Annotated in this window: 22 protein-coding genes; 13 read left to right on the forward strand and 9 right to left on the reverse strand. The window is 68.3% G+C overall.

From position 1 onward, the window contains the following. Positions 1-34 precede the first annotated feature (34 nt). Positions 35-505: a hypothetical protein gene (locus HDA45_RS21405; protein WP_343072125.1), complete on the reverse strand. Its 471-nt coding sequence runs from the start codon at positions 503-505 to the stop codon at positions 35-37. Positions 506-828: 323 nt separating this feature from the next. Here HDA45_RS21405 and HDA45_RS21410 point away from each other — a divergent pair, with 323 nt between their 5' ends. Genes HDA45_RS21410 through HDA45_RS21425 form a run of 4 tightly spaced genes read left to right on the forward strand, consistent with a single transcriptional unit; the run spans position 829 to position 4,381 of the window. After that, positions 829-1,476 carry an ABC transporter permease gene (locus tag HDA45_RS21410; protein ID WP_184905877.1) on the forward strand — a complete coding sequence of 216 codons (648 nt, stop codon included), beginning with the start codon at positions 829-831 and terminating at the stop codon, positions 1,474-1,476. Beyond that, positions 1,463-2,647, forward strand: coding sequence for an ABC transporter ATP-binding protein (locus tag HDA45_RS21415; RefSeq protein ID WP_378316198.1), 1,185 nt, complete (start codon positions 1,463-1,465; stop codon positions 2,645-2,647). Before HDA45_RS21410 ends, HDA45_RS21415 begins: the two co-directional genes overlap by 14 nt. Further along, on the forward strand, positions 2,644-3,420 hold the full coding sequence (locus HDA45_RS21420; RefSeq protein ID WP_184898032.1) for an ABC transporter permease: 777 nt from the start codon (positions 2,644-2,646) through the stop codon (positions 3,418-3,420). Before HDA45_RS21415 ends, HDA45_RS21420 begins: the two co-directional genes overlap by 4 nt. A gap of 1 nt (position 3,421) precedes the next feature. After that, entirely contained in the window at positions 3,422-4,381 is a 960-nt protein-coding gene (locus tag HDA45_RS21425; RefSeq protein ID WP_184898033.1) for a glycine betaine ABC transporter substrate-binding protein, read from the forward strand. A gap of 294 nt (positions 4,382-4,675) precedes the next feature. Here HDA45_RS21425 and HDA45_RS21430 read toward each other — a convergent pair whose 3' ends face one another. Continuing rightward, a complete protein-coding gene (locus tag HDA45_RS21430; protein WP_184898035.1) occupies positions 4,676-5,140 on the reverse strand; it encodes a DUF6474 family protein in 465 nt (154 codons plus the stop codon). 54 nt (positions 5,141-5,194) lie between these two features. On the opposite strand from HDA45_RS21430, the gene HDA45_RS21435 reads away from it, so the two are divergent. The 3 genes from HDA45_RS21435 (at position 5,195) to HDA45_RS21445 (ending at position 8,365) form a co-directional block, all read left to right on the forward strand. Then, positions 5,195-6,877, forward strand: a complete 1,683-nt coding sequence (locus tag HDA45_RS21435; protein ID WP_184905879.1) for a TM0106 family RecB-like putative nuclease — start codon at positions 5,195-5,197, stop codon at positions 6,875-6,877. 80 nt (positions 6,878-6,957) lie between these two features. Beyond that, complete coding sequence (locus HDA45_RS21440) at positions 6,958-7,572, forward strand: PadR family transcriptional regulator (protein WP_184898037.1); 615 nt, start codon at positions 6,958-6,960, stop codon at positions 7,570-7,572. A 118-nt stretch (positions 7,573-7,690) separates the two neighbouring features. After that, a complete protein-coding gene (locus HDA45_RS21445) occupies positions 7,691-8,365 on the forward strand; it encodes a class I SAM-dependent methyltransferase (RefSeq protein ID WP_184898040.1) in 675 nt (224 codons plus the stop codon). Positions 8,366-8,417: 52 nt separating this feature from the next. On the opposite strand, the gene HDA45_RS21450 is transcribed toward HDA45_RS21445, so the two are convergent. After that, a complete protein-coding gene (locus tag HDA45_RS21450) occupies positions 8,418-9,176 on the reverse strand; it encodes an SDR family NAD(P)-dependent oxidoreductase (RefSeq protein ID WP_184898042.1) in 759 nt (252 codons plus the stop codon). Positions 9,177-9,337: 161 nt separating this feature from the next. On the opposite strand from HDA45_RS21450, the gene HDA45_RS21455 reads away from it, so the two are divergent. Further along, the gene (locus HDA45_RS21455; protein ID WP_184898044.1) at positions 9,338-10,648 is read left to right on the forward strand and encodes a UDP-glucose dehydrogenase family protein; all 1,311 of its coding nucleotides are present in this window, start codon (positions 9,338-9,340) and stop codon (positions 10,646-10,648) included. Between the two features lie 4 nt (positions 10,649-10,652). Here HDA45_RS21455 and HDA45_RS21460 read toward each other — a convergent pair whose 3' ends face one another. Then, on the reverse strand, positions 10,653-11,231 hold the full coding sequence (locus HDA45_RS21460) for a TetR/AcrR family transcriptional regulator (RefSeq protein WP_184898046.1): 579 nt from the start codon (positions 11,229-11,231) through the stop codon (positions 10,653-10,655). Positions 11,232-11,345: 114 nt separating this feature from the next. On the opposite strand from HDA45_RS21460, the gene HDA45_RS21465 reads away from it, so the two are divergent. The 3 genes from HDA45_RS21465 to HDA45_RS21475 are packed head-to-tail and all read left to right on the forward strand — an operon-like array spanning position 11,346 to position 14,779. Continuing rightward, positions 11,346-12,539: an FAD-dependent monooxygenase gene (locus tag HDA45_RS21465; protein WP_184898048.1), complete on the forward strand. Its 1,194-nt coding sequence runs from the start codon at positions 11,346-11,348 to the stop codon at positions 12,537-12,539. Positions 12,540-12,548: 9 nt separating this feature from the next. After that, positions 12,549-12,983, forward strand: a complete 435-nt coding sequence (locus HDA45_RS21470) for a hypothetical protein (protein WP_184898050.1) — start codon at positions 12,549-12,551, stop codon at positions 12,981-12,983. A gap of 32 nt (positions 12,984-13,015) precedes the next feature. Next, complete coding sequence (locus HDA45_RS21475) at positions 13,016-14,779, forward strand: gamma-glutamyltransferase (RefSeq protein ID WP_184898052.1); 1,764 nt, start codon at positions 13,016-13,018, stop codon at positions 14,777-14,779. 410 nt (positions 14,780-15,189) lie between these two features. On the opposite strand, the gene HDA45_RS21480 is transcribed toward HDA45_RS21475, so the two are convergent. The 3 genes from HDA45_RS21480 to HDA45_RS21490 are packed head-to-tail and all read right to left on the reverse strand — an operon-like array spanning position 15,190 to position 18,059. Further along, positions 15,190-16,065, reverse strand: coding sequence for a VOC family protein (locus HDA45_RS21480; RefSeq protein ID WP_184898054.1), 876 nt, complete (start codon positions 16,063-16,065; stop codon positions 15,190-15,192). Beyond that, positions 16,058-16,576 carry a sigma-70 family RNA polymerase sigma factor gene (locus HDA45_RS21485; protein WP_184898056.1) on the reverse strand — a complete coding sequence of 173 codons (519 nt, stop codon included), beginning with the start codon at positions 16,574-16,576 and terminating at the stop codon, positions 16,058-16,060. Before HDA45_RS21485 ends, HDA45_RS21480 begins: the two co-directional genes overlap by 8 nt. 52 nt (positions 16,577-16,628) lie before the next feature. Then, positions 16,629-18,059, reverse strand: coding sequence for an MFS transporter (locus HDA45_RS21490; protein ID WP_184898058.1), 1,431 nt, complete (start codon positions 18,057-18,059; stop codon positions 16,629-16,631). Between the two features lie 102 nt (positions 18,060-18,161). Here HDA45_RS21490 and HDA45_RS21495 point away from each other — a divergent pair, with 102 nt between their 5' ends. Both HDA45_RS21495 and HDA45_RS21500 read left to right on the forward strand, forming a co-directional pair. After that, positions 18,162-19,001, forward strand: coding sequence for a helix-turn-helix transcriptional regulator (locus tag HDA45_RS21495; RefSeq protein WP_378316205.1), 840 nt, complete (start codon positions 18,162-18,164; stop codon positions 18,999-19,001). A gap of 63 nt (positions 19,002-19,064) precedes the next feature. Continuing rightward, positions 19,065-19,922 (forward strand): hypothetical protein, encoded by an 858-nt coding sequence (locus tag HDA45_RS21500; protein ID WP_184898060.1) that lies wholly within the window; start codon positions 19,065-19,067, stop codon positions 19,920-19,922. Here HDA45_RS21500 and HDA45_RS21505 read toward each other — a convergent pair. After that, the gene (locus HDA45_RS21505; protein WP_184898062.1) at positions 19,896-20,453 is read right to left on the reverse strand and encodes a VapC50 family PIN domain-containing toxin; all 558 of its coding nucleotides are present in this window, start codon (positions 20,451-20,453) and stop codon (positions 19,896-19,898) included. The two genes, HDA45_RS21500 and HDA45_RS21505, sit on opposite strands and share 27 nt — an antisense overlap. 2 nt (positions 20,454-20,455) lie before the next feature. Then, the gene (locus HDA45_RS43065) at positions 20,456-20,944 is read right to left on the reverse strand and encodes a helix-turn-helix domain-containing protein (RefSeq protein ID WP_184898064.1); all 489 of its coding nucleotides are present in this window, start codon (positions 20,942-20,944) and stop codon (positions 20,456-20,458) included. Positions 20,945-21,075: the final 131 nt, after the last annotated feature.

A 21,075-nucleotide genomic window follows, 5' to 3' on the forward strand; every position in this document is an offset into this window, starting at 1 on the left:
GGACCTCGCCGCGGTACGGGGAATGAGCTGGGGTTCAGGAGAACAGCGGCGGACCGCGCCTGCCGTGGACGCGGCGGAGGTCCACCCGCACGAGGTGGCCGGGGCCCGCCGGACGGGCGAGCACCCGGGACGGCACCGCGGCGGGCACCGGGAGCGCGTTGAGGATGAACGGGACCAGCGCGCGGAGGCAGGCGAGGACGCCGAGCAGCAGTCCGTCGGCCTTGGCCAGCAGCAGCGCGGTGACCAGCGTCGCGGCGACGTGGGCCACGGTCATGGCGAGCCCGCCCGAGACGGGCGCCGCTTCGTCGTGCCGCAGTTCGTGACTGCTCAGCGAGCTGAGCACGAGATGCATCACGACCTGGCCCGCGCCGAGGTCGACGATCGTGGCCATCGGTCCGCGCGCCTTCGCGGCGAGCGCGGCGGCGTTCCAGCCGATCAGCACGGTGAGCAACAACGTCATCGCCGTATCGGGTACTTCGCCGTCCCCGATCACGTGAGCGGTCACGGCAAGCGCCGCTGAGCTTACGCCGAGTAAACCGCCACGTACAGCGCGTAACGCGCTTCGGTGATGGCTTCCCTTGCTCACGGGGTGAGGGTATTCGACGTACGGCCGAGTGGTCGACGTCCTCCCGGCTGTTGAGCAGTGAGAAAGACACCGCCGGGGCGGCGCGTGCGTTTGCCCAATTGGGCCGAATGGGGAAGGTTTGCAAGACAAGAAGCGGTAAACAGGGGTTTGACCGCGAGCGTTCTGGGTAGTCAGGCTCCCGATACAGCTACTCCGAATGGGTGAGGAGTCTCACCCAGAGGCGGCGGGAGAACCAGCACGCGATGAACCTCTTCGAGTACATCTCGGATCGGTGGGACAGACTCGCCCTCCAAGGGCTTCTCCATGTCAGCGCGGTCGTGCAGTGCACGATCATCGCCGCCGTGCTCGGCGTGGTGATCGGCGTCGCCGTCTACCGCAGCCCGATCGGGTCGGCCGTGGCCACGGCGCTGGCGAGCACGATCCTCACCGTCCCCTCCTTCGCCCTCCTGGGCCTCCTCATCCCAGTGTTCGGCCTCGGTGCGAACACCACCGTCATCGCCCTCGTGCTGTACGCGCTGCTGCCGATCGTGCGGAACACGATCGTCGGGCTGGGCGGCGTCGATCCAGCGGTCAGTGACGCGGCACGCGGCATCGGCATGAGCCGTGCCGGCGTGCTGACCAGGGTGGAGCTGCGGCTCGCCTGGCCCGCGATCCTCGCCGGGATGCGGGTCGCGACGCAGATGCTCATGGGCATCGCGGTCATCGCGGCCTACGCGAAGGGCCCGGGCCTCGGCTCGGAGGTCTTCTCCGGCCTCACCAACGCGGGGAGCACGAACTCCCTCAACCAGGCCTTGACCGGGACGCTCGGCGTGGTCGTCCTGGCGCTGATCCTCGACGCCGTTTACGTCCTGATCAACCGTTTGACCGTCTCTAGGGGTGTCCGTGGCTGAGTCTCCTGAAACCGTATCCGGCGTCGAAATCGAGCTGGAGAACGTCAGCAAGCGCTACGCCGGCACCCGGGAGCCCGCGGTCGACGAGTTCTCGATGGTGGTGCCCGCGGGCAAGATCGTGGTCTTCGTCGGCCCGTCCGGCTGCGGCAAGACCACGACCATGCGGATGATCAACCGGCTGATCGAGCCGACGTCCGGCCGGATCACCATCGGCGGTGACGACGCGCTGAAGCTCGACGTCGACACGCTGCGCCGTCGTATCGGTTACGCGATCCAGCAGGCCGGTCTCTTCCCGCACTTCACCGTCTCGCAGAACATCGCGGTGGTGCCCGGCCTGCTTGGCTGGGACAAGAAGAAGGTCAACGACCGGGTCGAGGAGATGATGGACCTGGTCGGGCTGGACCCGTCCGATTTCCGCGACCGCTTCCCGCGCCAGCTCTCCGGCGGACAGCAGCAGCGCGTCGGCGTCGCGCGGGCGCTCGCGGCGGATCCGCCGGTCCTGCTGATGGACGAACCGTTCGGCGCGGTCGACCCGATCACCCGCGGCAACCTGCAGGACGAGCTGCTGCGGCTGCAGACCGAACTGAAGAAGACGATCGTCTTCGTCACCCACGACTTCGACGAGGCCGTGAAGCTCGGCGACAAGATCGCGGTACTCGGCAACCAGTCGAAGATCCTCCAGTACGACACCCCGGACGCGATCCTCGCGAATCCGGCCGACGACACGGTCGCCGGTTTCGTCGGCGCCGGTGCCTCGCTGAAGCAGCTGACGCTGCTGCGGGTCCGCGACGTCGAGTTGAAGCAGGACGCGCTGACGGCGGCGGTCAGCGAATCGCCGTCGGACGTACGCGAGAAGCTGACCCAGCAGCGCAAGCATTTCGTGCTGGTGCTCGACCAGCGCCGTCGTCCGATGCGGTGGGTGCACGTCCGCGAGCTGACCAAGGCGACGTCGCTGGCCACCGCGGGCAAGCCGCTGCGCGACTCGGTCAGCCTCCAGTCGACGCTGCAGGACGCGCTCGAAGCCATGCTCGCCGAGGGCGGCAGCGTCCCCGTGACCGGCGCTCGCGGTGAGTACGCCGGGACGATCGAGCTCGACACGGTCATCTCGACGATCCAGCAACTGCGCGAGGAGCACTCGGACGACAACCCGGCGGAAGGTGTGACCGCATGACGGCCGTCGATACCGGGTTCTCCACCGAGTCCTCGTCGAGAAGCGCCGAGCGGGTCCGGCTGTTCGCCCAGCCCGCGGTGGTGCTGCTGATCGTCGCCGGGGTGCTGATCTGGGTGTTCGCCGGCGAGCTGACCGCGACGGAGAAGGCGACCCTCAACGCCGCCGGGCTGTTCACCGCGCTGCGCGACCACCTGGCGATGACCGTCGTGGTGACCGCGATCGTGGTCGTCGTGGCGGTGCCGCTCGGCGTGATCGTGACGCGGCCGTATGCGAAGTGGGCGGCGCCGGTGTTCCTGGCTGTCGCGAACATCGGCCAGGCCGCGCCCGCGCTCGGTGTGCTGGTGCTGTGGTTCATCGTCACCGGCGCGACCGGCGGACTGTGGGTCGCGGCGCTGCCGCTGGCGTTCTACTCACTGCTTCCGGTGCTGCGCAACACGATGGTCGGCCTGCAGCAGGTCGACCCGTCCCTGATCGACGCGGGCCGCGGCATCGGCATGTCGGCCTCCGGCGTGCTGTGGCGGGTCGAGCTCCCGCTGGCCGTCCCGCTGATCCTCGCGGGCCTGCGGACCTCGCTGGTGCTGGCCGTCGGCACGGCGACCTTCGGCATGTTCGTCAACGCCGGCGGTTTCGGCCTGCTCATCGACACCGGCTACAAGCTCAACCTGACGAAGGTGCTGATCACCGGCTCGGTGCTCGCCGTCGCACTGGCGCTGCTGGTGGACTGGCTCGGCGCGGTGGCGGAACAGTTCTTCGGACCGAAGGGACTGCGCTGACATGCGAATGAAGGCGATCTTCGGCGTGGTCCTGTTGTGCGGCACGCTTTCCGCGTGCGGGCTCGAGGTCAACACCGCGCTGCCGTACAAGATCGAACCCGGTTCGATCAAGCCCATCGACTCGCTCAAGGGGGTCGAGGTGACGGTGGGGTCCAAAGACTTCACCGAGAACATCATCCTGGGCTACATGGCCGAAATGGCGCTTTCCGCGGCGGGCGCGGACGTCATCGACCTGACCGACATCAAGGGCTCGAACTCGTCGAGGCAGGCGCTGCTCGCCGGCCAGACCGACGTCACCTGGGAGTACACCGGCACCGGCTGGATCAACTACCAGGGCAACGAACTCCCCGTCCCCGGCGGGGAACAAGCGCAGTACGAAGCCACGAAGGCGGCCGACGAGGCGAAGTTCGGCGTCGCCTGGCTGAACTACTCGCCGCTGAACGACCAGTACGGCTTCGCGGTCACAGAGGCCTACGGCGCGGCGAACAACCTGAAGACGACGTCCGATCTGGCGACGTTCCTCAAGCAGAAACCCGATCAGGGCGTGTTCTGCCTGGAGACCGAATTCACCAGCCGCCAGGACGGCTTCCCCGCCGCCGTGCGGGCGTACGGATTCCAGAACCCGGTGATCAAGAACTTCGGCATCGGCACGATCTACTCGGCCGTGGCGAGCGGGACCTGCCCGATTGGCGAGATCTTCACCACCGACGGCCGCATCGCCGGGCTGAACCTGCGCGTCCTCGAAGACGACAAGAAGGCGTTCCCGCAGTACAACGCCGTACCCACGCTGCGGACGGAATTCCTGAAGCAGTATCCGGAAATCCGCGGACCGCTGGAAGCCGTCGGCGCCGCCCTCGACAACAAGCAGATGGTCGAACTGTGCAAGCAGGTCGACGTCGACGGCCGTGACCAGGGCGAGGTCGCCTACGAGTGGATGAAGAAGAAGGGCTTTATTTCTTGATCGAGCGCTGACGTAAACGTGCCGAAGGGGCGCCGTTCCGTGTCCACCTCGCGGTGGGTGCGGAGGGCGCCCCTTCATCACGTTTCCGTGGGCCTTCGGCCCGAAAGAGGGCGCTCGACGGGTGAAGTCTCCGTCGGGCGCGGGGCGCCCTTGGGGAGACCGTTCTCGGCCGAGTTGGCGCGGTCCCGACCCGCTCGGGGCTGAAGGGAGCTTTCCCCGCATGTCATGGGGGAAAGCTCCCTTCACCGCGTGGCATGCGGGGAAGGTTCCCTTCAGCCGCCGTTGTGTCCTGAGTTAGATCCCTAGGCGGTGGAGAAGCTTGCCTTCGAGCTGGTCCAGCTCCCCGGCGACGGCGCGGTGCGCCGCCTTCCGCCGCGCCGCGGGCATCCGCTCCGAAGCGCGGACGGTCGCCGAAAGCTGCTCCAGCGTCCCCTGAGTGTCCTTCGCGAAGGACACGTCGGCGTCGGTCGCCTTCGCGGACTTCTTCAGCTCCGCGAGCCCCTGCGTCAGCCCGGCGATCCGCGCGTGCAGCGCGGCACCGCGTCCGCTGAACTCCCCGAGCTGGTCGACGGCGACGCCGAGCTTCTTCGCCTGATAACGGTCGTATAGCTCTCGTGCGGCACCCGCCGCTCGAACGGCGTACGGCGCGATCACCGGCAGTACGGCCGGACCGAGCACTTTGGCCACCGCGACGGCGTTCTTCGCCTTCTTCGGGGTGATCCTGCCTTCGGCCTCGACGGCTTTGGCCTTGCGCGCCATGGCACCTCCCACGCTGTGTCACTGACGAACTTACTGGTCCCCGAAGTGGCGGGCATGTCGGCTTGCCGGTCGCCTTCTAGAGTGTTGTCCGTGAGTAACGAGGTGCTACTGGACGCGGGAGCGGTGAGCCGCTGCCGGCGTCGCGTGCACCTCGAACACGATCCGGCGATGCGCGAGGTTCCGCTCGCCCCGCCGGACCCCGCCGCGCAGCAGCGGATCGCCGACGCGTCGGCGCATCGCGAGGCCATCGTGCAGCGGCTCATGGACGCCACCGGACCGGACGCGAGCTGGGTCAAGATCCCTCGCGACCTCCCCGCCGCCGAGCGCGTGCAGCTCACCGAAGAGGCCTTCGCCGCCGAAGCGCACTACATCTGGGGCGCGTTGCTCCCGGTGGATCGCGCGGGTCACCGGCGTGGCGGCTCCGAACTGCTGGTCCGCACCGGCGCCGGGTACGTGCCGGTGCTGGTCGTGCGGCACCGCATCACCGATCGCGGCGCGGGCGCGCCGACCACGGTGATGACCGACCTCGAACCGGCGAACCGGTTGCCCGATCCGGCGCGAAAGGTCCGCTCGCAGCCGCGGGACCAGATGCGGCTCGCGCATCTCTACCGGATGCTCGAAGCGCTCGGGCAGCACGAAGGACACCGCGCCATCGGCGGGGTCATCGGACTCGACGCGGACGTCGTCGTCTGGCACGACCTGTCCGCGGGCACCTGGCCAGGAGGCCGGAGCGCCCTGACGGAGTACCAGAGCCGTTTCGCCGACAGGCTCGCCATCGCGAGCGCGGCCGCCGAGGGCGAAGAGCCGCTCGCCGAACCGTCCCGTGTCCTCGAATGCCGTCGTTGCCCCTGGTGGCCGACGTGCGAGGTCGTGCTCACCGAGACCCGAGACGTCAGCCTGGTCGTCCGCGGCGAGGACGCGATGGAACTCCGCCGCGCCGGGGTGTCCACAGTGGACAAACTGGCCGCACTCGATCCGGCCGACGAACCCCCGCCGATGAACTGGACCGGCGGCACCTTCGCCGACGCGATCATCCTCGCGCGCGCCTGGCTCGCCGATCTCACGATGGTGCGCAAGGTTGACCGCATCGAGGTCTCACGCGGCGACGTCGAGGTCGACGTCGACATGGAGAGCTTCGGTGATTCCGGCGCGTACCTCTGGGGATCGCTGCTGACCGGCGCCGACATCGGGGTCGAGCAGGGTTACCGCGCCTTCGCGACTTGGGAGCCGCTGCCGACAGCGGACGAGGCCCGGTCTTTCGCGGAGTTCTGGGCTTGGTTCACCGACGTCCGCGAGCGCACCCTCGCGGCGGGCCTGACCTTCCGCGCCTACTGCTACAACGCGCTCGCCGAGAACCGCTGGCTCTTCGGTTCCGTGTCCAGGTTCGGCGAGTACCCGGGCGTACCGTCGAAGGCCGAGATCGCGTCCTTTGTGGACTCCGAGGAGTGGATCGACCTCTTCCGCAGCGTCACCGACCAGTTCCTTTGCTCGCACGGCAAGGGACTCAAGGTGATCGCCCCGGTCGCGGGCTTCGCGTGGCGCGACCCGGAAGCGGGCGGCGAGGCGTCGATGAGCTGGTATCGCGACGCCGTCGGCATGGACGGCGGTGTCCCGGACGACCTCCAGCGGGAGCGCCTGCTGCGCTACAACGAGGACGACGTCCTGGCGACGCACGCGCTGCGGAAGTGGATGACCGACCACGCGCAGACGTCCGTGCCGTACATGAACGACCTCTGATCTCCCGTCGACCGGGACTTGCGCTCTCGTCCGCCTCTGCGGATACTCGTTGACGAGTACTCGCATACGAGGAGGCGTGGTTGAAGCGGCGGAAGGTCGGGAATCTGCTGGCGTTGGCGATTCTGTCCACGCTGCGGGAACGGCCTGCTCATCCGTACGAAATGGCTTCGATCCTGAAGTCGCGCGGCAAGGACCGCGACATGGGGATCAAATGGGGCTCGTTCTACACGGTGGTCGGCAACCTGCGGAAACACGGCTTCATCGAGGCCGCCGAAAGCAGCCGCGACGGCGCCCGCCCCGAGCGCACGGTGTACCGGATCACCGACGCCGGCCGTGACGAATTGTTCGACTGGCTGCGCGAACTGCTCGCCGAGCTCGCCCCGGAGGAGCCGAAGTTCGTCGCCGGCCTGTCGGTCATGGCGTGGCTCGGACCGGACGAGGTGATCGCCCTGTTCCGGACCAGGCTGGCGGCGCTGGAGGAGGAGATCGCCTCGATGCGCGCCGAACTGGCGCGGTTCCTCGAGGAGGTTCCGCGGCTGATGCTGCTCGAGGTCGAGTACCACCTGGCGATCCGGGCGGCGGAAGCCGAATGGGTCCGCTCGATCCTCGGGGAACTGACTTCCGGCTCGATGCCGGGGCTCGCCGAATGGCGGACCTTCCACGAGACCGGAGAGCCGCCGTCCGACGGCGGTTGAAAGATCCCCGGCGAGGTGTTGCAGCACCCCGCCGGGGTGACGATCCCGCAACCGGAACCCGGCCACGAGACGGCATCTTGAGAATAGCCGGGCTCCGGGAAATCAACCTGGAGTGATCATGTCGAACATCAAGGACAGAAAGCGGTTCAAGCTCATGCCGGAGATGGGCGGCGCGCTGGCGCGCAACTACGCCCGGCAGCGCGGCACCGAACCGCAGCTCGAACACTGGCGGAAGCAGGCGCGCGAGCTCACCGCGGACCTGCCGGAAGGCGCGAAGATCCTCGAAGTCGCCTTCGGCCCCGGCTACTTCGCCGTCGAACTGGCGAGGCTCGGGTTCTCCGTCACCGGCCTGGACGTCGCGCCGACGTTCGTCGAGATCGCGAGTGAGTACGCGCGGGCTCAGGGCGTCGACGCCGCTTTCCGCGAGGGCGATGTCGCGGGGATGCCGTTCGACGACGAGTCCTTCGACTTCGTCGTCTGCCAGGCCGCGTTCAAGAACTTCGTGTGGCCGGTGAAATCGCTCGACGAGATGTACCGCGTGCTGCGTCCCGGCGGTACGGCCGTGGTGCAGGACATGAACCGGGACGCGACCGATGGCGACATCGTGCGTGATGTCGAGAGCATGAAGCTCGGGAAACTGGCCGCGCTCGGCGTCCGGCAGGCGCTCACCCAGCTCCGGCGGCGCGCGTACACGCCTGTCGCCTTCAGCGGGCTGGTGGCCGAAACCGCGTTCCGGACCTGCGAGATCACCACCGAGGGGATCAGCCTGGACGTCCGGCTGATTCGCGCCTGAGAGAGCTGAAGGGGACTTTCCCGCATCCCGTGCGAGGAAAGTCCCCTTCGCCTCAGCGAGGAGCCATGCGCAGCGAGCCGTCCATCCGGACGACCTCGCCGTTCAGGTAGTCGTGGTCGATCAGCGACAGCGCGAGCTGCGCGTACTCGTCCGGCCGTGCGAGCCGCTTCGGGAACGGGATGCCTTCGGCCAGTGAAGCGCGGAACTCGTCGCTCACCGTCGCCAGCATCGGGGTGTCGACGATGCCCGGCGCGATGGTCAGCACCCGGATCCCGTGCGACGCGAGGTCGCGCGCGGCGGGCAGGGTCATCCCGACGATGCCGCCCTTGGACGACGAGTACGCCACCTGCCCGATCTGGCCGTCGAAGGCCGCGATCGACGCGGTGTTGATGATGACGCCGCGCGCGTTGTCGGCCAGCGGTTCGGTCTTCGCGATGGCCTCGGCGGCCAGCGTCAGCACGTTGAAGGAGCCGATCAGGTTGATCTGGACGACCTTCGCGTACAGGGCTAGATCGTGCGGGCCCTTCTTCGAAAGGATCCGCGCGGACGGCCCGATCCCGGCGCAGTTCACCACGGTCCGCAGCGGCACCCCGGATTCGGCGGCGGTCGCGACGGCGGTCCGCACCTGCTCCGGGTCCGTCACGTCGGCTTCGACGTAGGTGACGCCTTCGACCTGCTCGGCGTTGGCGATGGCACCGGCGAGGTCCAGCGCGAAGACCCGAGCGCCCTTCGCCGCGAGCGCCTTCGCGGTCGCACCGCCGAGCCCCGACGCGCCACCCGTGACGAGCGCCGCGGTATCGGTGATCTGCATGTTCTCCCTTTCGTCGGTGACCGGGTCCTAGGTTAACGCTCGTTCGCATCGGTGGGGTGGGTGTGCTGGCTCACGTCGGTGCGCAGCATGTCGTGAGGAGTATTCGGTCCTGAAGCATTCCGTTCGCTCGGAGGTCAACTCCGGCTGTCACCTTCAGCAGCATGAGCGCTGCTCGGATCGTGGTGGTGGGGACCGGTTACGTCGGATTGACCACGGGGGCCTGCCTGGCCGGCCTGGGGCATCGAGTCACTTGCGTCGATGTCGACCAGGCGAAGGTCGCAAGGCTCTCCGCCGGACGGGTGGACATCCTGGAGCCGGGATTGTCCGAGCTGGTGGCGAGGGGGCTGACCAGCGGGAGACTCAATTTCGTGGTCGGCGCGCGCGACGCCGTCCGCGACGCGGAGGCCGTTTTCCTCTGTGTGCCGACGCCGATGGGCGCGGGCGGTTCGGCGGATCTGCGGGCCGTCGAAGCCGTGACCACCGAGATCGGCGATGTCATCCCTTCGGGTTGCGCGCTGATCACCAAATCGACCGTCCCGGTGGGGACGTCCAAGCGCATTCAGGCGATGCTCGGCCGCACGGACGTGCCGGTCGTGTCGAATCCGGAGTTCCTGCGTGAGGGCACCGCGGTGGAGGACTTCCTCGGCCCGGACCGGATCGTCGTCGGCTCGGACGACGTCGCGGCCGCCCGCTGGGTCGGCGAGCTCTACGCCGATCTCGCCGCCCCGGTCGTCGTCGCCGACGCGGCCAGCGCGGAACTGGTGAAGTACGCGGCGAACTGCTTCCTCGCGATGAAACTGTCCTATGTGAACTCGATCGCCGAACTGTGCGAACGCCTCGGCGCGGACATCGACCTGGTCACCGAAGGAATGGGTTACGACCGGCGCATCGGCCGCTCGTTTCTCAAGCCCGGCCCCGGCTGGGGCGGCTCGTGCCTGCCGAAGGACACCAGCGCGCTGGTCAGGGTCGCCGAGTCCGTGCAGTACGACTTCACGCTGCTGACCTCGGCGATCGAAGAGAACATCGCGCAGCGGGACCGGATCGTGGCGAAGATCGCCGGTGCCGTCGGCGGCACGCTGGCCGGTTCGCGGATCGGCCTCCTCGGGCTGGCGTTCAAAGCCGGGACGAACGACCTGCGCGACTCGCCCGCCCTCGCGGTCGCTTCCGTGCTGGGCGCGCTCGGCGCGGAACTGACCGCCTACGACCCGGCCGTCGGCGGCCAGATCGCCGGGATGACCGTGGTCGACGATCCGTATCAGGTCGCGAAGGCGGCCGACGCCGTCGTCGTGCTGACGGAATGGGACGAGTTCAAGCGGCTCGACTGGACCTACATGGCCGAGCAGATGGACGGCGACTCGGTCGTCGACACGCGCAATCTCCTGGAGCCGCAACGGATCCTCGACGCGGGCCTGTCGTGGCAGGGCGTCGGGCGGCCGCGGGCGGCGCAGCGGCGGAAGGTCGCCGTTTCCTGACCGCTCAGGACACGAGCGAGACGAGCGTCATCAGCCCGTCCACGACCTCCTCGGCCGTGGGGCCGTTTTCCGGGTCCAGCATGTGCTGGAGCATCACGCCCGAATTCAGGGCCGTGGCCACCGCGCCGACCCGGCGCTCGTCCGCCTCGGTGAGGGTGTCCTCGTCGATGCCGAGGATGCCGGCCGCCATCCCGCGGCGGCCCTCGCGCTGCGCGGCGGCGAGCTGTTTCCGCAGCTCAGGATGATGTTCTGACTGTACGAATGCCTCGATGGAGGCGATCCACAGCTGCCGGTTGCGCCCGTAGGAGTCGATCATCGCGCGCCACGAGGCTCGATACTGCTCGTCGGCCGAGGCGTGCGGGTCGACAGCGCTCATCATCTCCAGCTGGATCTCTTTGCCCCAGCTGTCCATCGCCTGCGAGAACGCGGTCAGCAGCAGGGCTTCACGCGATCCGAAGTGGTAGCCGATCGCCGCGTGGCTGACCCCGGCCGCCGTCGCGATGTCCCGCACCGTCGTGCGTGACCAGCCTTTTTCCTTCAAGCACTGGATGGCACCCGCCATCAGGTCCTCGCGATTGCCCATGCCCGGAATCCTAGGCCATCCGGTTTATCCATTTGGTTTAACCAAGCGGCTTGACCAAGCGTGCAAATCTGCCGTACGGTCGTTCCCATCACCACGAACCCACTGGGAGCAGCCATGACGACCACCGTTCTGATCTCCGGCGCCGGCATCGCGGGTCCGGCCCTCGCCTTCTGGCTGCGGGAGCGCGGCTTCGTGCCGACCGTCGTCGAGCGCGCCCCGGCCCTGCGCGAAGGCGGGAGTGCTGTCGATTTCCGCGGCGAGCAGATGGCCCTGCTGAAGCGCATGGGCATCCTCGAGGACGTCCGCGCGAAGGAAACCGCGATGGGCGCGCAGGTCATCGTCGATTCGAGAGGCAAGAAGGTCGCCGAGATGCCGTCGGTGTTCTTCAGCGGCGAAGTCGAGATCGAGCGCGGAGACCTGACCCGCATCCTCTACGAGCACACGAAGGACGACGTCGAATACGTCTTCGGCGACTGGATCACCGGGCTGGACGAGGTTTCGGATGGCGTCGACGTCACCTTCGCTCGGGGTGATTCGCGCAGGTTCGACCTGGTCGTCGGCGCGGACGGACTGCACTCGGGCGTCCGGCGGCTGGCGTTCGGCGACGAAGAGCTGTTCCGGACCGACCTCGGCTTCCACACCGCGGGTTTCACCGTGCCCAACCACCTCGGCCTCGATCACCTCGGCCTGATCTGCAGCGTCCCGGGCCGGACGGTGATGCTCAGCAGCGGCCGCGACAGCGCGGTCCTCAATGTCGGCTGCATCTTCGCGTCCGGCACGGTGGACGTGCACCGGCGCGACGTCGAAGGGCAGAAGCGCCTGGTCGCGGAACGGTTCGCCGACTTCGGCTGGGAAGTCCCGGTGCTGCTCGAAGGACTCGAGGCCGCCGATGACCTGTACTTCGATTCGCTCAGCCAGATCCACCTGGACAAGTGGTCGCGGGGCCGGATCGTGCTGCTCGGGGATGCCGCGTACTGCGCCGGTCCCGGCGGTTCGGGCACCGGGCTCGCGATGATGGGCGCGTACATCCTGGCGGGAGAACTCGCCGCCGCGCGTGGCGACCACGAGGCCGCTTTCGCGCGGTACGAAGAGAAACTGCGCGGGCCGGTGAAGGTCTCGCAGAAGCAGGCGGCCGGAATCGGCACGTTCCTCGTGCCGAAGTCACGGCTCATGATCGGCTACCGGAACTTCCTGTACCGGGTGCTGGGTTCGCGGCCGATGACCAAGGTGTTCACCTGGCTGACCTCGCGCGCGGCCAACGCGGTGACGCTCGAAAACCATGACACCCCGGTCGCCTCCCGACGCTAGTTTCGGTGGGTGACGGAGGAGAAGGAATTCCGCGGAGCCTGCTACGAGGCGGCCAGGCGGACCGGTGGCCGGGTCGCCGGGTTCGTGCCGTGGGCGACGGAGGGGAACTTCGACCAGGGCCACCTCATTCACGGCGAGCGCACGGTCGCGGTGTTGTGGACGCGGGCGTGGTACGACCACAAGTCCAAATGGGATGTCCCGGGGAAGCGGTGGGACGGACTCGCCATCGCCGAAGCACCCGTCGCCTACGGGTCGATCGCCTTCGCCGACCTGCCGGAGCTCCTGGCCGTGCTGGGTGAACTTCTTCCCGGCGTCCAGCCGCTCACTTTCGCGCAGCTTCAGGGTGAACTCGACCTGGCGGAGTGGCCCTGGATCCAGCCGGGGGACATGAAGTACTGGAAACCGGAGAGTCTCGGCCAGGCCCTCTTCAACCACTGGGACTGAAAAAGTAGTTAGCAAGGCGTAGTATTCGGCTGGTGTTCACGACCAGGCCGGAACTGGCCGGCACCCACGGCATGGTGGCATCGACGCACTGGCTGGCCTCGGCCACCGGGATGGCGGTGCTCGAAGACGGCGGCAACGCCTTTGACGCGGCGGTGGCCGCCGGGTTCGTCCTGCAGATCGCCGAGCCGCATCTGTGCGGTCCGGCGGGGCAGGTCCCCGGCATCTTCGTCACCGCCGCGGAGCGGACTCCCCGAGTCCTCGCAGGTCAGGGAGTCTCGCCGGCGGCGGCGACACCCGAGTACTTCGCGGATCTCGGGCTCGACCTGATCCCCGGCAGCGGTTTGCTCCCCGCGACCGTCCCGGGGGCGTGGGACGGCTGGCTGCTGCTCCTGCGAGACCACGGCACGAAGTCGCTGCGCGACGTGCTCGGTTACGCGATTTCCTACGCCCGTAGCGGGATTCCGCTGGTCAGCCGGGTGGGCGACACGATTCGCGCGGTCCAGGATCTCTTCACGGAGCATTGGCCGACGTCCGCGGCGCTCTGGCTGCCCGACGGCGAGCCCGCCGAAGGACTGCACCGCAATCCGGCGCTCGCGGACACATGGGAGCGGCTGCTCGCCGAGGCCGAGTCGGTCAGCGGGCGCGAGGCCCAGATCGACGCCGGACGTCGGGCGTGGTCGCAGGGCTTCGTTGCCGAAGCCATCGAAGCGTTCAGTCGCAAGGCTTTCCGTGACGATTCCGGCCGCGATCACGCCGGTCTCCTGACCGGTGAGGACATCGCGGGCTGGGAGGCGACGTACGAAGACGCGCTGCAGGTCGACTTCGGCGACTGGGGCCTGGTGAAGATGGGCGCCTGGACGCAAGGGCCCGCGTTGCTGCAGCAGGCGCGGTTGCTGGACGGCCTCCGCGACGAACTGTCCTATGTGGATGGAATTCCGACGGAACGCACGGTGCACCTGGCCGTCGAGGCGGCGAAGCTCGCGTTCGCCGACCGTGAGGCTTGGTACGGGGATTCTCCCGACGTGCCGATCGAGTTGCTGATCTCCCGCGAATACGCGGAAACCCGCCGGGCCTTGATCACCGACGAAGCTTCCGCCGAACTGCGGCCCGGTGGTCCCTCGCCTCGGCTGCCCGCGATTCTCGAAAAGCTGCGCGGACTCGAAGCCGGTTCCGGCGCGACGGGGGAGCCGACGGTCGGGCCGCTGGGCGAGACGCGGGGCGACACCGTGCACATCGACGTCGTCGACGCGGCCGGGAACATGATCTCGGTGACGCCGTCGGGCGGCTGGCTGCAGTCGAGCCCGACGATCCCGGAGCTCGGGTTCTGCCTCGACTCCCGCGGGCAGATGTTCTGGCTGGAACAAGGTTTGCCGAATTCACTGGCGCCGCGGAAACGGCCGCGGATCACACTTTCGCCGTCGATGGGCCTGCGCGACGGCGAGCCGGTGCTGGCGTTCGGGACCCCGGGCGGAGACCAGCAAGACCAGTGGCAGCTGTGTTTCTGGCTGGCGCACACGCTCGGCGGGCTGAACCTCCAGGAGTCGATCGATTCCCCCGCGTGGCACACGACGGCGTTCCCGAGCTCGTTCTACCCGCGCTCGTGGACTCCGCGGGAACTCGTGGTCGAGTCGCGGCTCGGTCAGTCCACAATGGACGCTCTCGCCGCGCGCGGGCACGAGGTCGTCGACGCCGGACCGTGGTCTCTCGGGCGGCTTTCGGCCGTGTCGCGGTCCGGTGGCGTACTTCGCGCCGCCGCCAACGCGCGGGGAATGCAGGGCTACGCCGCCGGTCGCTGACCCCCGTGCTGTGAAGGCCTCCTTGAGGGACGCGTCTTTGCTTGCCCGCTGGTGTGCTCGGTCTCGTCGCTCGGGGACCCCGCATCCCTGGTGCTGGATGCCGGTGCGGTCGAGCGGGGAAGATTTGGGACGTTGAACGTCCCAAATCTTCCCCACTCGAGTTGCCTGCGAACGGATGGACTCGCGCAACCACCGTCCTCACGCAAGTCAAGGTACGTAAGCAAATACCGGTCCGCCTTCCCTGCTTTCAGGGTAGGCAAGGAGGCCTTCACGGCATGCGCCCCAGCCCGAGTTGTCCACAATGACCCCCGTCTGTGGACAACTCACGTCAGCTCCCCTCACCGCCTCCCATCAGCGATAGACTGGCTTCGGGGTCGCCCCCCTGGGACGGGTGGGGGTGGGGTAGTGACTCAAGAGCGCGGCTGTTCCCAGAGCCAGAACTCGATGCCCTGGTCATCGACGCAGTCGGCGCTCAGGCCGTAGGGCTGCTGTTCGGTTTCGCCGGTCTGGCCGCCCTGGGCCCGCACACGGTCGAGGGCGGCGGCGAGGTCGTCGACGGCGTACATGACCTTCCATCCCACCTGCCGCCCCGGGCCGCCCCACAGCCCGCCTTGCAGGCCGGAACCTTCGACGCCCCAACCGCCTTCGACCCGGCCGGGCGAGAACTGCCAGCCCAGGACGGCGCCGTAGAACGCCTTCGCGCGCGTGTCGTCCGGAACCTGGAAGGTGAAATAGCCCGCTTCGCCGTGCCGGATCGGCGTAGCGTCCGGAGCGGATCGAGGCGCCGCCTGTGCGAGGAGCCACCGCTGGCCGTACGGGTCTTTGATCTCCCCGCTCAACCCGTGGCCTTCGTCCGTGACGGGACGTCGCAGTTCCCCGCCCAGTTCCACGGCCCGCGCGGCCGAGGCGTGCACGTCCGCGACCTCGACCCGGATCAGCGGGCCACCGGCGGGCGCCACGACGATGCCCAGTTCGGGGAACTCTTCCGCGAACATCAGCACACTGTCCCCGATGGCCAGTTCCGCGTGCCCGACCCGGCCGTCCTCCATCACGATCGGCTCGGCCCGCCGCTGAGCCCCGAACACCTCGACGTAGAAGTCGAGCGCGGCGCGGGCGTCGGTCACCACGAGGTACGGCGTCAGTGAGCGCACTTCGGCAGTGGATGGCATGGCGGAGGCTCCGTTCAGGACGGCGCGACGCAGGTTGTCGCGCAGTTCGGCGGCGAAGAGCGGATCAGGATCGGCAGGCTGCGAGGGCGCGCGAAGCGCGTCGAACGGATCAGACATCGCGACCCTCCTTCTGCTGGTAAGCCCGCCGGAAAGCGGCACGGGCCCGCACGAGCAACGCCTCCGTGGCGTGCACCGTGCGCTCGAGATGCGCGGCGACCTCCGGTACCGGGAGACCGTCCACGTAGCGAAGCGTCAAAGCGGCTTGATGATGCGCTCCGAGCGACGCGAGCACCTCGCGCGCCAGAAGCGCGTCCAGCCGCTCGTCCCACGGATCGGTGTACTCCTCTTCGTGGACGAGCCGCAGCCCGCGTTCCTCACGTTCCTTGCGCCGCCAGTGATCGGCGAGCTTGTGCCGGGCGACACCGATCAGCCACCCGGTGCTCACCGCGGGCGCGAATTCCTTGCGACAGGCCCTCACCGCGCCGAGGAACGTCTCAGACGTCAGCTCTTCGGCGAGAGTGCGATCCCCGCACCGGGACAGCAGGTACCCGTAGACCTCCGGCAACGCCGTCTCGTACAGCGACAGCAGCGCGAAGGCCGGGTCCCGGTGCACCCGTGGTTCCGTCACATCCCCATCGTCGCTCGGGGAGCCACAACTCCGACGGGTGAAACCGAACTTTCTAACCGCGCGGGTCCGGCAGCCGCCGCGCCACCGTGATGACGCCGATCGTCAGCACCGCCTGGATCCCGATGACCAGCACAAATGCGCCCTTCATCCCGAGCGAGCCCGCCCCGACGGACGCGAACAACGTCCCCAGCGTCGCCACGCCCAGCGCCATCGCGGCCTGCTGCGACGTCGTCAGCATCCCGCTGCCGACCCCGGCGATCTCCGGCGGCACCTTCGACAGCACGATCCGGAACACCGTCGTCATCGCGAGCCCCTGACCGAGACCGCACAGCAGCATCCCCGGCGCGAAATCGAGCACCCCCAGATCCGGCCAGTCCAGCAGCACGGTGCCGATCAGCACCAGCAGCCCGAGCAACTGGATCGAGAGACCGGCGGCCACCACCCGCTGCCCGAACCGCGTCACCAGGCGGCTGCTGACCAGGCACATCGCGAAGAACGCGAGCGAAAGCGGCGCCGTCACCAGTCCGGAATCCAGCGGGCCGAGGTGCAGCCCGTCCTGCAGCGTCACCGCGAACACGAACATGAACGCGCTGAACCCGACGAAGAACGGCAACCCGACCATCAACCCTTGCCGCACACTCGGCATCCGCATCACCGACGGCGGCAGCAGCGGAACACCGCCGTGGCGTTCCATCCGGCGTTCGACGTGGACGAAGCCTGCCGCGGCGAACGGGAAGACCACGAGCAGCGCGACCGTCCACAGTGGCCAGTCCAGGGCGGGCCCTTCCGCCAGCGGCAGCAACAGCGAAACCAGCGCGATCGTCAGGAGAACCGTGCCCTTGCGGTCGATGCCGAGAGGGTTGCTCGAGCGGCTCTCCGGAACGAGCCGCCGCGCGACCAGCAGACCGGCGATCCCGACCGGGACGTTGACCACGAAGATCGGCCGCCAGCTGGTGCCCCACAGATCGGCGGCGACCAGCGCCCCGCCGAGGAACTGGCCGAGCACCATCGAAAGGCCCGCTGTCGCGCCGTAGAGACCCAGCGCCTTGGCCCTGCGTTCGCCGGTCGTGGTCGCCTGGATGATCGACAGCACCTGCGGCAGCATCAGCGCGGCCGCCGCTCCCTGCGCGGCCCGCGCCAGTACCAGCGTCAACGCCGTCGGAGCGATCCCGCAGAGCAGCGAGGTCACGGTGAACGAGGCCAGCCCGATCAGGAACAGCTTGCGACGGCCGAAGGCGTCGCCGAGCCGTCCGCCGACGACGAGCAGTACGGCATAGGCGATCCCGTAGGCCGCGACCACCAGTTCCAAAGTGGCCGATGAGGTGCGAAGGTCGGAACCGATCGCGGGCAGGGCGATGTTGACGATGAAGAAGTCGATGAGGGGAAGTGCCGCCCCCAGCAGCACGGTGACCAGGCCCGCCGAGGTCAGGGCCGGTCCGGCGGCGACGCGGGTGGGCGTCGCCGGAACTTGCGTCGAAGTCATGGGTACTACGATCAACCGGTTCCCACCCTGGTACCAGGAGTGTATTTATCCTGGTACCACCACTACCTGGTAATCGGCTTCGAGCTTTGCGAACCTGATGAGGTGACCTTGACCGTCGATTCGCGAGTGGCCGACGTGCGACGGCACGAACTGGCCGCGTTCCTGCGCAGCCGTCGCGAGCGCATCACCCCGGACCAGGTCGGCCTGCCGATCAGCGGCAGGCGCCGCACGCCGGGGCTGCGCCGTGAAGAGGTCGCGCAGCTCGCCGGGGTCGGGGTCACCTGGTACACGTGGCTCGAGCAGGGGCGCGACATCAACGCGTCCGAGCAGGTGCTGGACGCGATCTCCCGCACCCTCCGGCTCGACCCGTACGAGCACAAGCACCTCTTCACCCTCGCCGGCGCGGCCGAACCGCCGCTGGAGAAGGACTGCAAGCTCCTGAGCCAGAACGTCTTCCGGATGATGGAGAAACTGGAGCCGTATCCGGTCTGCGTGCGCAACGCGCGGTGCGACATCCTCGCCTACAACCGGGCCTACGACTGGCTGATGGGCGGCCTCGACGCCATCCCGTTCGAGGAGCGCAACACCCTGATCCAGTGCCTGACCAACCCCGAGTGGCGGCGCAGGCTCCCGGACTGGGAGCTCAACCTGCCCCGCGTGGTCGCGGGCTTCCGGGCGGCGATGGCCGAGCACCTCGCCGAACCGGCGTGGAAGAACCTGGTCAAGCGGCTGCGGCAGGAGTCCGACGTCTTCGAGCGGATGTGGAAGGAACACGACGTCTCCACCGAGCGGATCGTGCTCAAGCGGTACCTGCACCCGGACGTCGGCCTGCTGCGGTTCGAATTCTCGTACCTGTACCTCGGGCGGCGCTCCGAGATCTCCCTGGCGACGCTGACCCCGGCGGATGAGGAAACCGCGGCGAAACTGCCCAGGTCCTTCTGAGGAGGGAGGCGGACCAGGCTCGCGAGGGAGTCTTTCCGCGGCCTGAACGCCGACGCTGACAGCATGACCGCAGCAGTCGCCGCCCCCAAGATCTCCAGTGCCCGCCTGATCGTCTGCTACGCGGCGATCCTCGGCACGCTCCCGTACCTGACCCTCAAGGCCTCCTGGGTCACGGGCGGCGACCTCGGCCTCCGTGATCCGTCCTTTGTGGACTCGGAGCTGATGCTGTTCGCCAACCTGCTCACCGGCGGGATGGACGTCGTCGCGGTGGTGCTCGCGCTGGCGTTCACCTACTCCTGGGGCCGCCGGATCCCCGCGCCGCTCGTGCTCTTCCCGATCTGGATCGGCACCGGGCTGCTCGCGCCGATCGTGCTGAACCTCCCGGTGATCGTCGCCGACCTGGCGAAACAGCAGCTGACCGAGATGCCGCTGGAGAACTGGGTCTGGGCCGTCGTCTACGGCGGTTTCGCCTGGCAGGGGATCCTGCTGCTGACCGCGTTCGTGCTCTACGCCCGCGACCGCTGGTGGTTCGTCGTCACCGGCACCGTGCGGCCGGGGACGATCGGCTGGGCAGGCGGACTCGGCATCGTCGCCGCGCTCGTTTCCGCGATCGGCCACGTGAGCTGGGCGTTCGGCCCCGGCGGACTGTCCGCCCGCGGCCAGGACGTGGTGATCGCGGTACTCGGCCTGCTGGCCGTGATCGCCTTGGCGACCGTGTCGCGGGGACGGTTCTGGCCGCGGCTGGTGCTGGTGTGGACCGGCGCCGGGGCCATGGCGGGCTCGGGCGCGTGGGGCTTGTTCAGCGCGTTCACGATGGGATCCGCCGCGCACGCGCCGGTTTTGGCCGTCCAGGTGATCGGCGGGGTGCTGATGATGACTTCGGTCCTGCGTCGGCTACCGGCGGTCGAGCAAGCGGCGTGATTCCTTGCTGAAGCCGGGAACCGTTCTCTCGAATCTTTCGAGGAACTCGCCCAAGCTCTCCGGTGGCCGTTCGAGAGCGTCGACCTGTTCACGCAGGCAGCGAAGTGTCGCAGCTGGATATAGATCGAGCTGGTCGAGCAGAAAGTCATCCGGATGTACGGCGTCGATCCGATAGGGCTCGAGGGCTGCGACAGGGAAATCCTTGAGATTCGCCGTCACGATCACGGCGGCATCCGCGCGAGCGGCTGCAGCCAGCACGCGCCTGTCCTTCGGATGATTGGTCATGGCTGGAATCAGCGGCTCGTAGCCGGTGACCCTGGCATCGGGGAAGGCTGAACGCATACCGGTCAACCGGCGCGTCACCTGTGCGGGTTCCAAGCCGAAATGCGCGACGAGGTTTCGTTCGACCTCGTCGAGTACATCGTCGGACCACAAGGCGCGGTAGGTGCCCGCCTCGGCCAGCCGCAGCAAGAGATCCGTCAGCCGGATCGGAATCAGCACACAAGCGTCGAGGAAGGCGGGGAAAGGCACGGCTAGCGAGTTTGGATGAACCCGTCGGCGATGTCATCGCTGCCATCCCGGTTCGCCGTGGCTGTCAGCTCATCGAGTATTCCTTGCCGTTCCGCACGGGAGCTTGCCCGATAGGCGAGCAGGTCGCTGAGGAGGACTCGGCGGTGACGTCCTGGTTTCTCGAACGGGATCTCGCCGGACTCCAGCAGCTTGACCAGCGTCGGCCGGGACATGTTGAGCATGTCGGCCGCCTGCTGGGTGGTCAGGACCGCGTTCAACGGCGCGATGTTGATGGCGAAGCCCTGGGACATGGCCTTCACGACGTCGCGCAGAACGTCGTAGACCTGCTCGGGAAGGGACACCTCGCTACCGTCCGGTCCGACCAGTTTCGCCTGGTGAGCCGGAGACGCCGCCAGGGTGATGAACTCGTCGAGCTGCCGGAGTTCTCGGCGGGCCTCCGGTTCGGCGACGGAGGGCGGGAGCACGGTGTGCTGTTCGATCGTCGATGTCACGTTGCCTCCCTCGGGCAGCCGGGGTCCTCCCGCCACTCTAATCGAAAAAAACGAAAGCCGCATTCCTGCGTCGGCTACCGCACACGGCGTAGCCGGGAAGCCGCTTTCCAACGGACGCGGTCCCCCTCCGC

Source organism: Amycolatopsis umgeniensis (assembly GCF_014205155.1).
In the GTDB taxonomy this organism is placed as follows: domain Bacteria; phylum Actinomycetota; class Actinomycetes; order Mycobacteriales; family Pseudonocardiaceae; genus Amycolatopsis; species Amycolatopsis umgeniensis.

What these genes read in the sequence shown, in the direction of transcription:
- HDA45_RS21490 (WP_184898058.1), bottom strand. Translation starts at nt 18,059, where the DNA reads ATGACTTCGACGCAAGTTCCGGCGACGCCCACCCGCGTCGCCGCCGGA.
- HDA45_RS21460 (WP_184898046.1), bottom strand. Translation starts at nt 11,231, where the DNA reads ATGGGCAATCGCGAGGACCTGATGGCGGGTGCCATCCAGTGCTTGAAG.
- HDA45_RS21425 (WP_184898033.1), top strand. Translation starts at nt 3,422, where the DNA reads ATGCGAATGAAGGCGATCTTCGGCGTGGTCCTGTTGTGCGGCACGCTT.
- HDA45_RS21430 (WP_184898035.1), bottom strand. Translation starts at nt 5,140, where the DNA reads ATGGCGCGCAAGGCCAAAGCCGTCGAGGCCGAAGGCAGGATCACCCCG.
- HDA45_RS21465 (WP_184898048.1), top strand. Translation starts at nt 11,346, where the DNA reads ATGACGACCACCGTTCTGATCTCCGGCGCCGGCATCGCGGGTCCGGCC.
- HDA45_RS21455 (WP_184898044.1), top strand. Translation starts at nt 9,338, where the DNA reads ATGAGCGCTGCTCGGATCGTGGTGGTGGGGACCGGTTACGTCGGATTG.
- HDA45_RS21450 (WP_184898042.1), bottom strand. Translation starts at nt 9,176, where the DNA reads ATGCAGATCACCGATACCGCGGCGCTCGTCACGGGTGGCGCGTCGGGG.
- HDA45_RS21410 (WP_184905877.1), top strand. Translation starts at nt 829, where the DNA reads ATGAACCTCTTCGAGTACATCTCGGATCGGTGGGACAGACTCGCCCTC.
- HDA45_RS21435 (WP_184905879.1), top strand. Translation starts at nt 5,195, where the DNA reads ATGTCGGCTTGCCGGTCGCCTTCTAGAGTGTTGTCCGTGAGTAACGAG.
- HDA45_RS21445 (WP_184898040.1), top strand. Translation starts at nt 7,691, where the DNA reads ATGTCGAACATCAAGGACAGAAAGCGGTTCAAGCTCATGCCGGAGATG.
- HDA45_RS21480 (WP_184898054.1), bottom strand. Translation starts at nt 16,065, where the DNA reads ATGTCTGATCCGTTCGACGCGCTTCGCGCGCCCTCGCAGCCTGCCGAT.
- HDA45_RS21500 (WP_184898060.1), top strand. Translation starts at nt 19,065, where the DNA reads ATGACCGCAGCAGTCGCCGCCCCCAAGATCTCCAGTGCCCGCCTGATC.
- HDA45_RS21420 (WP_184898032.1), top strand. Translation starts at nt 2,644, where the DNA reads ATGACGGCCGTCGATACCGGGTTCTCCACCGAGTCCTCGTCGAGAAGC.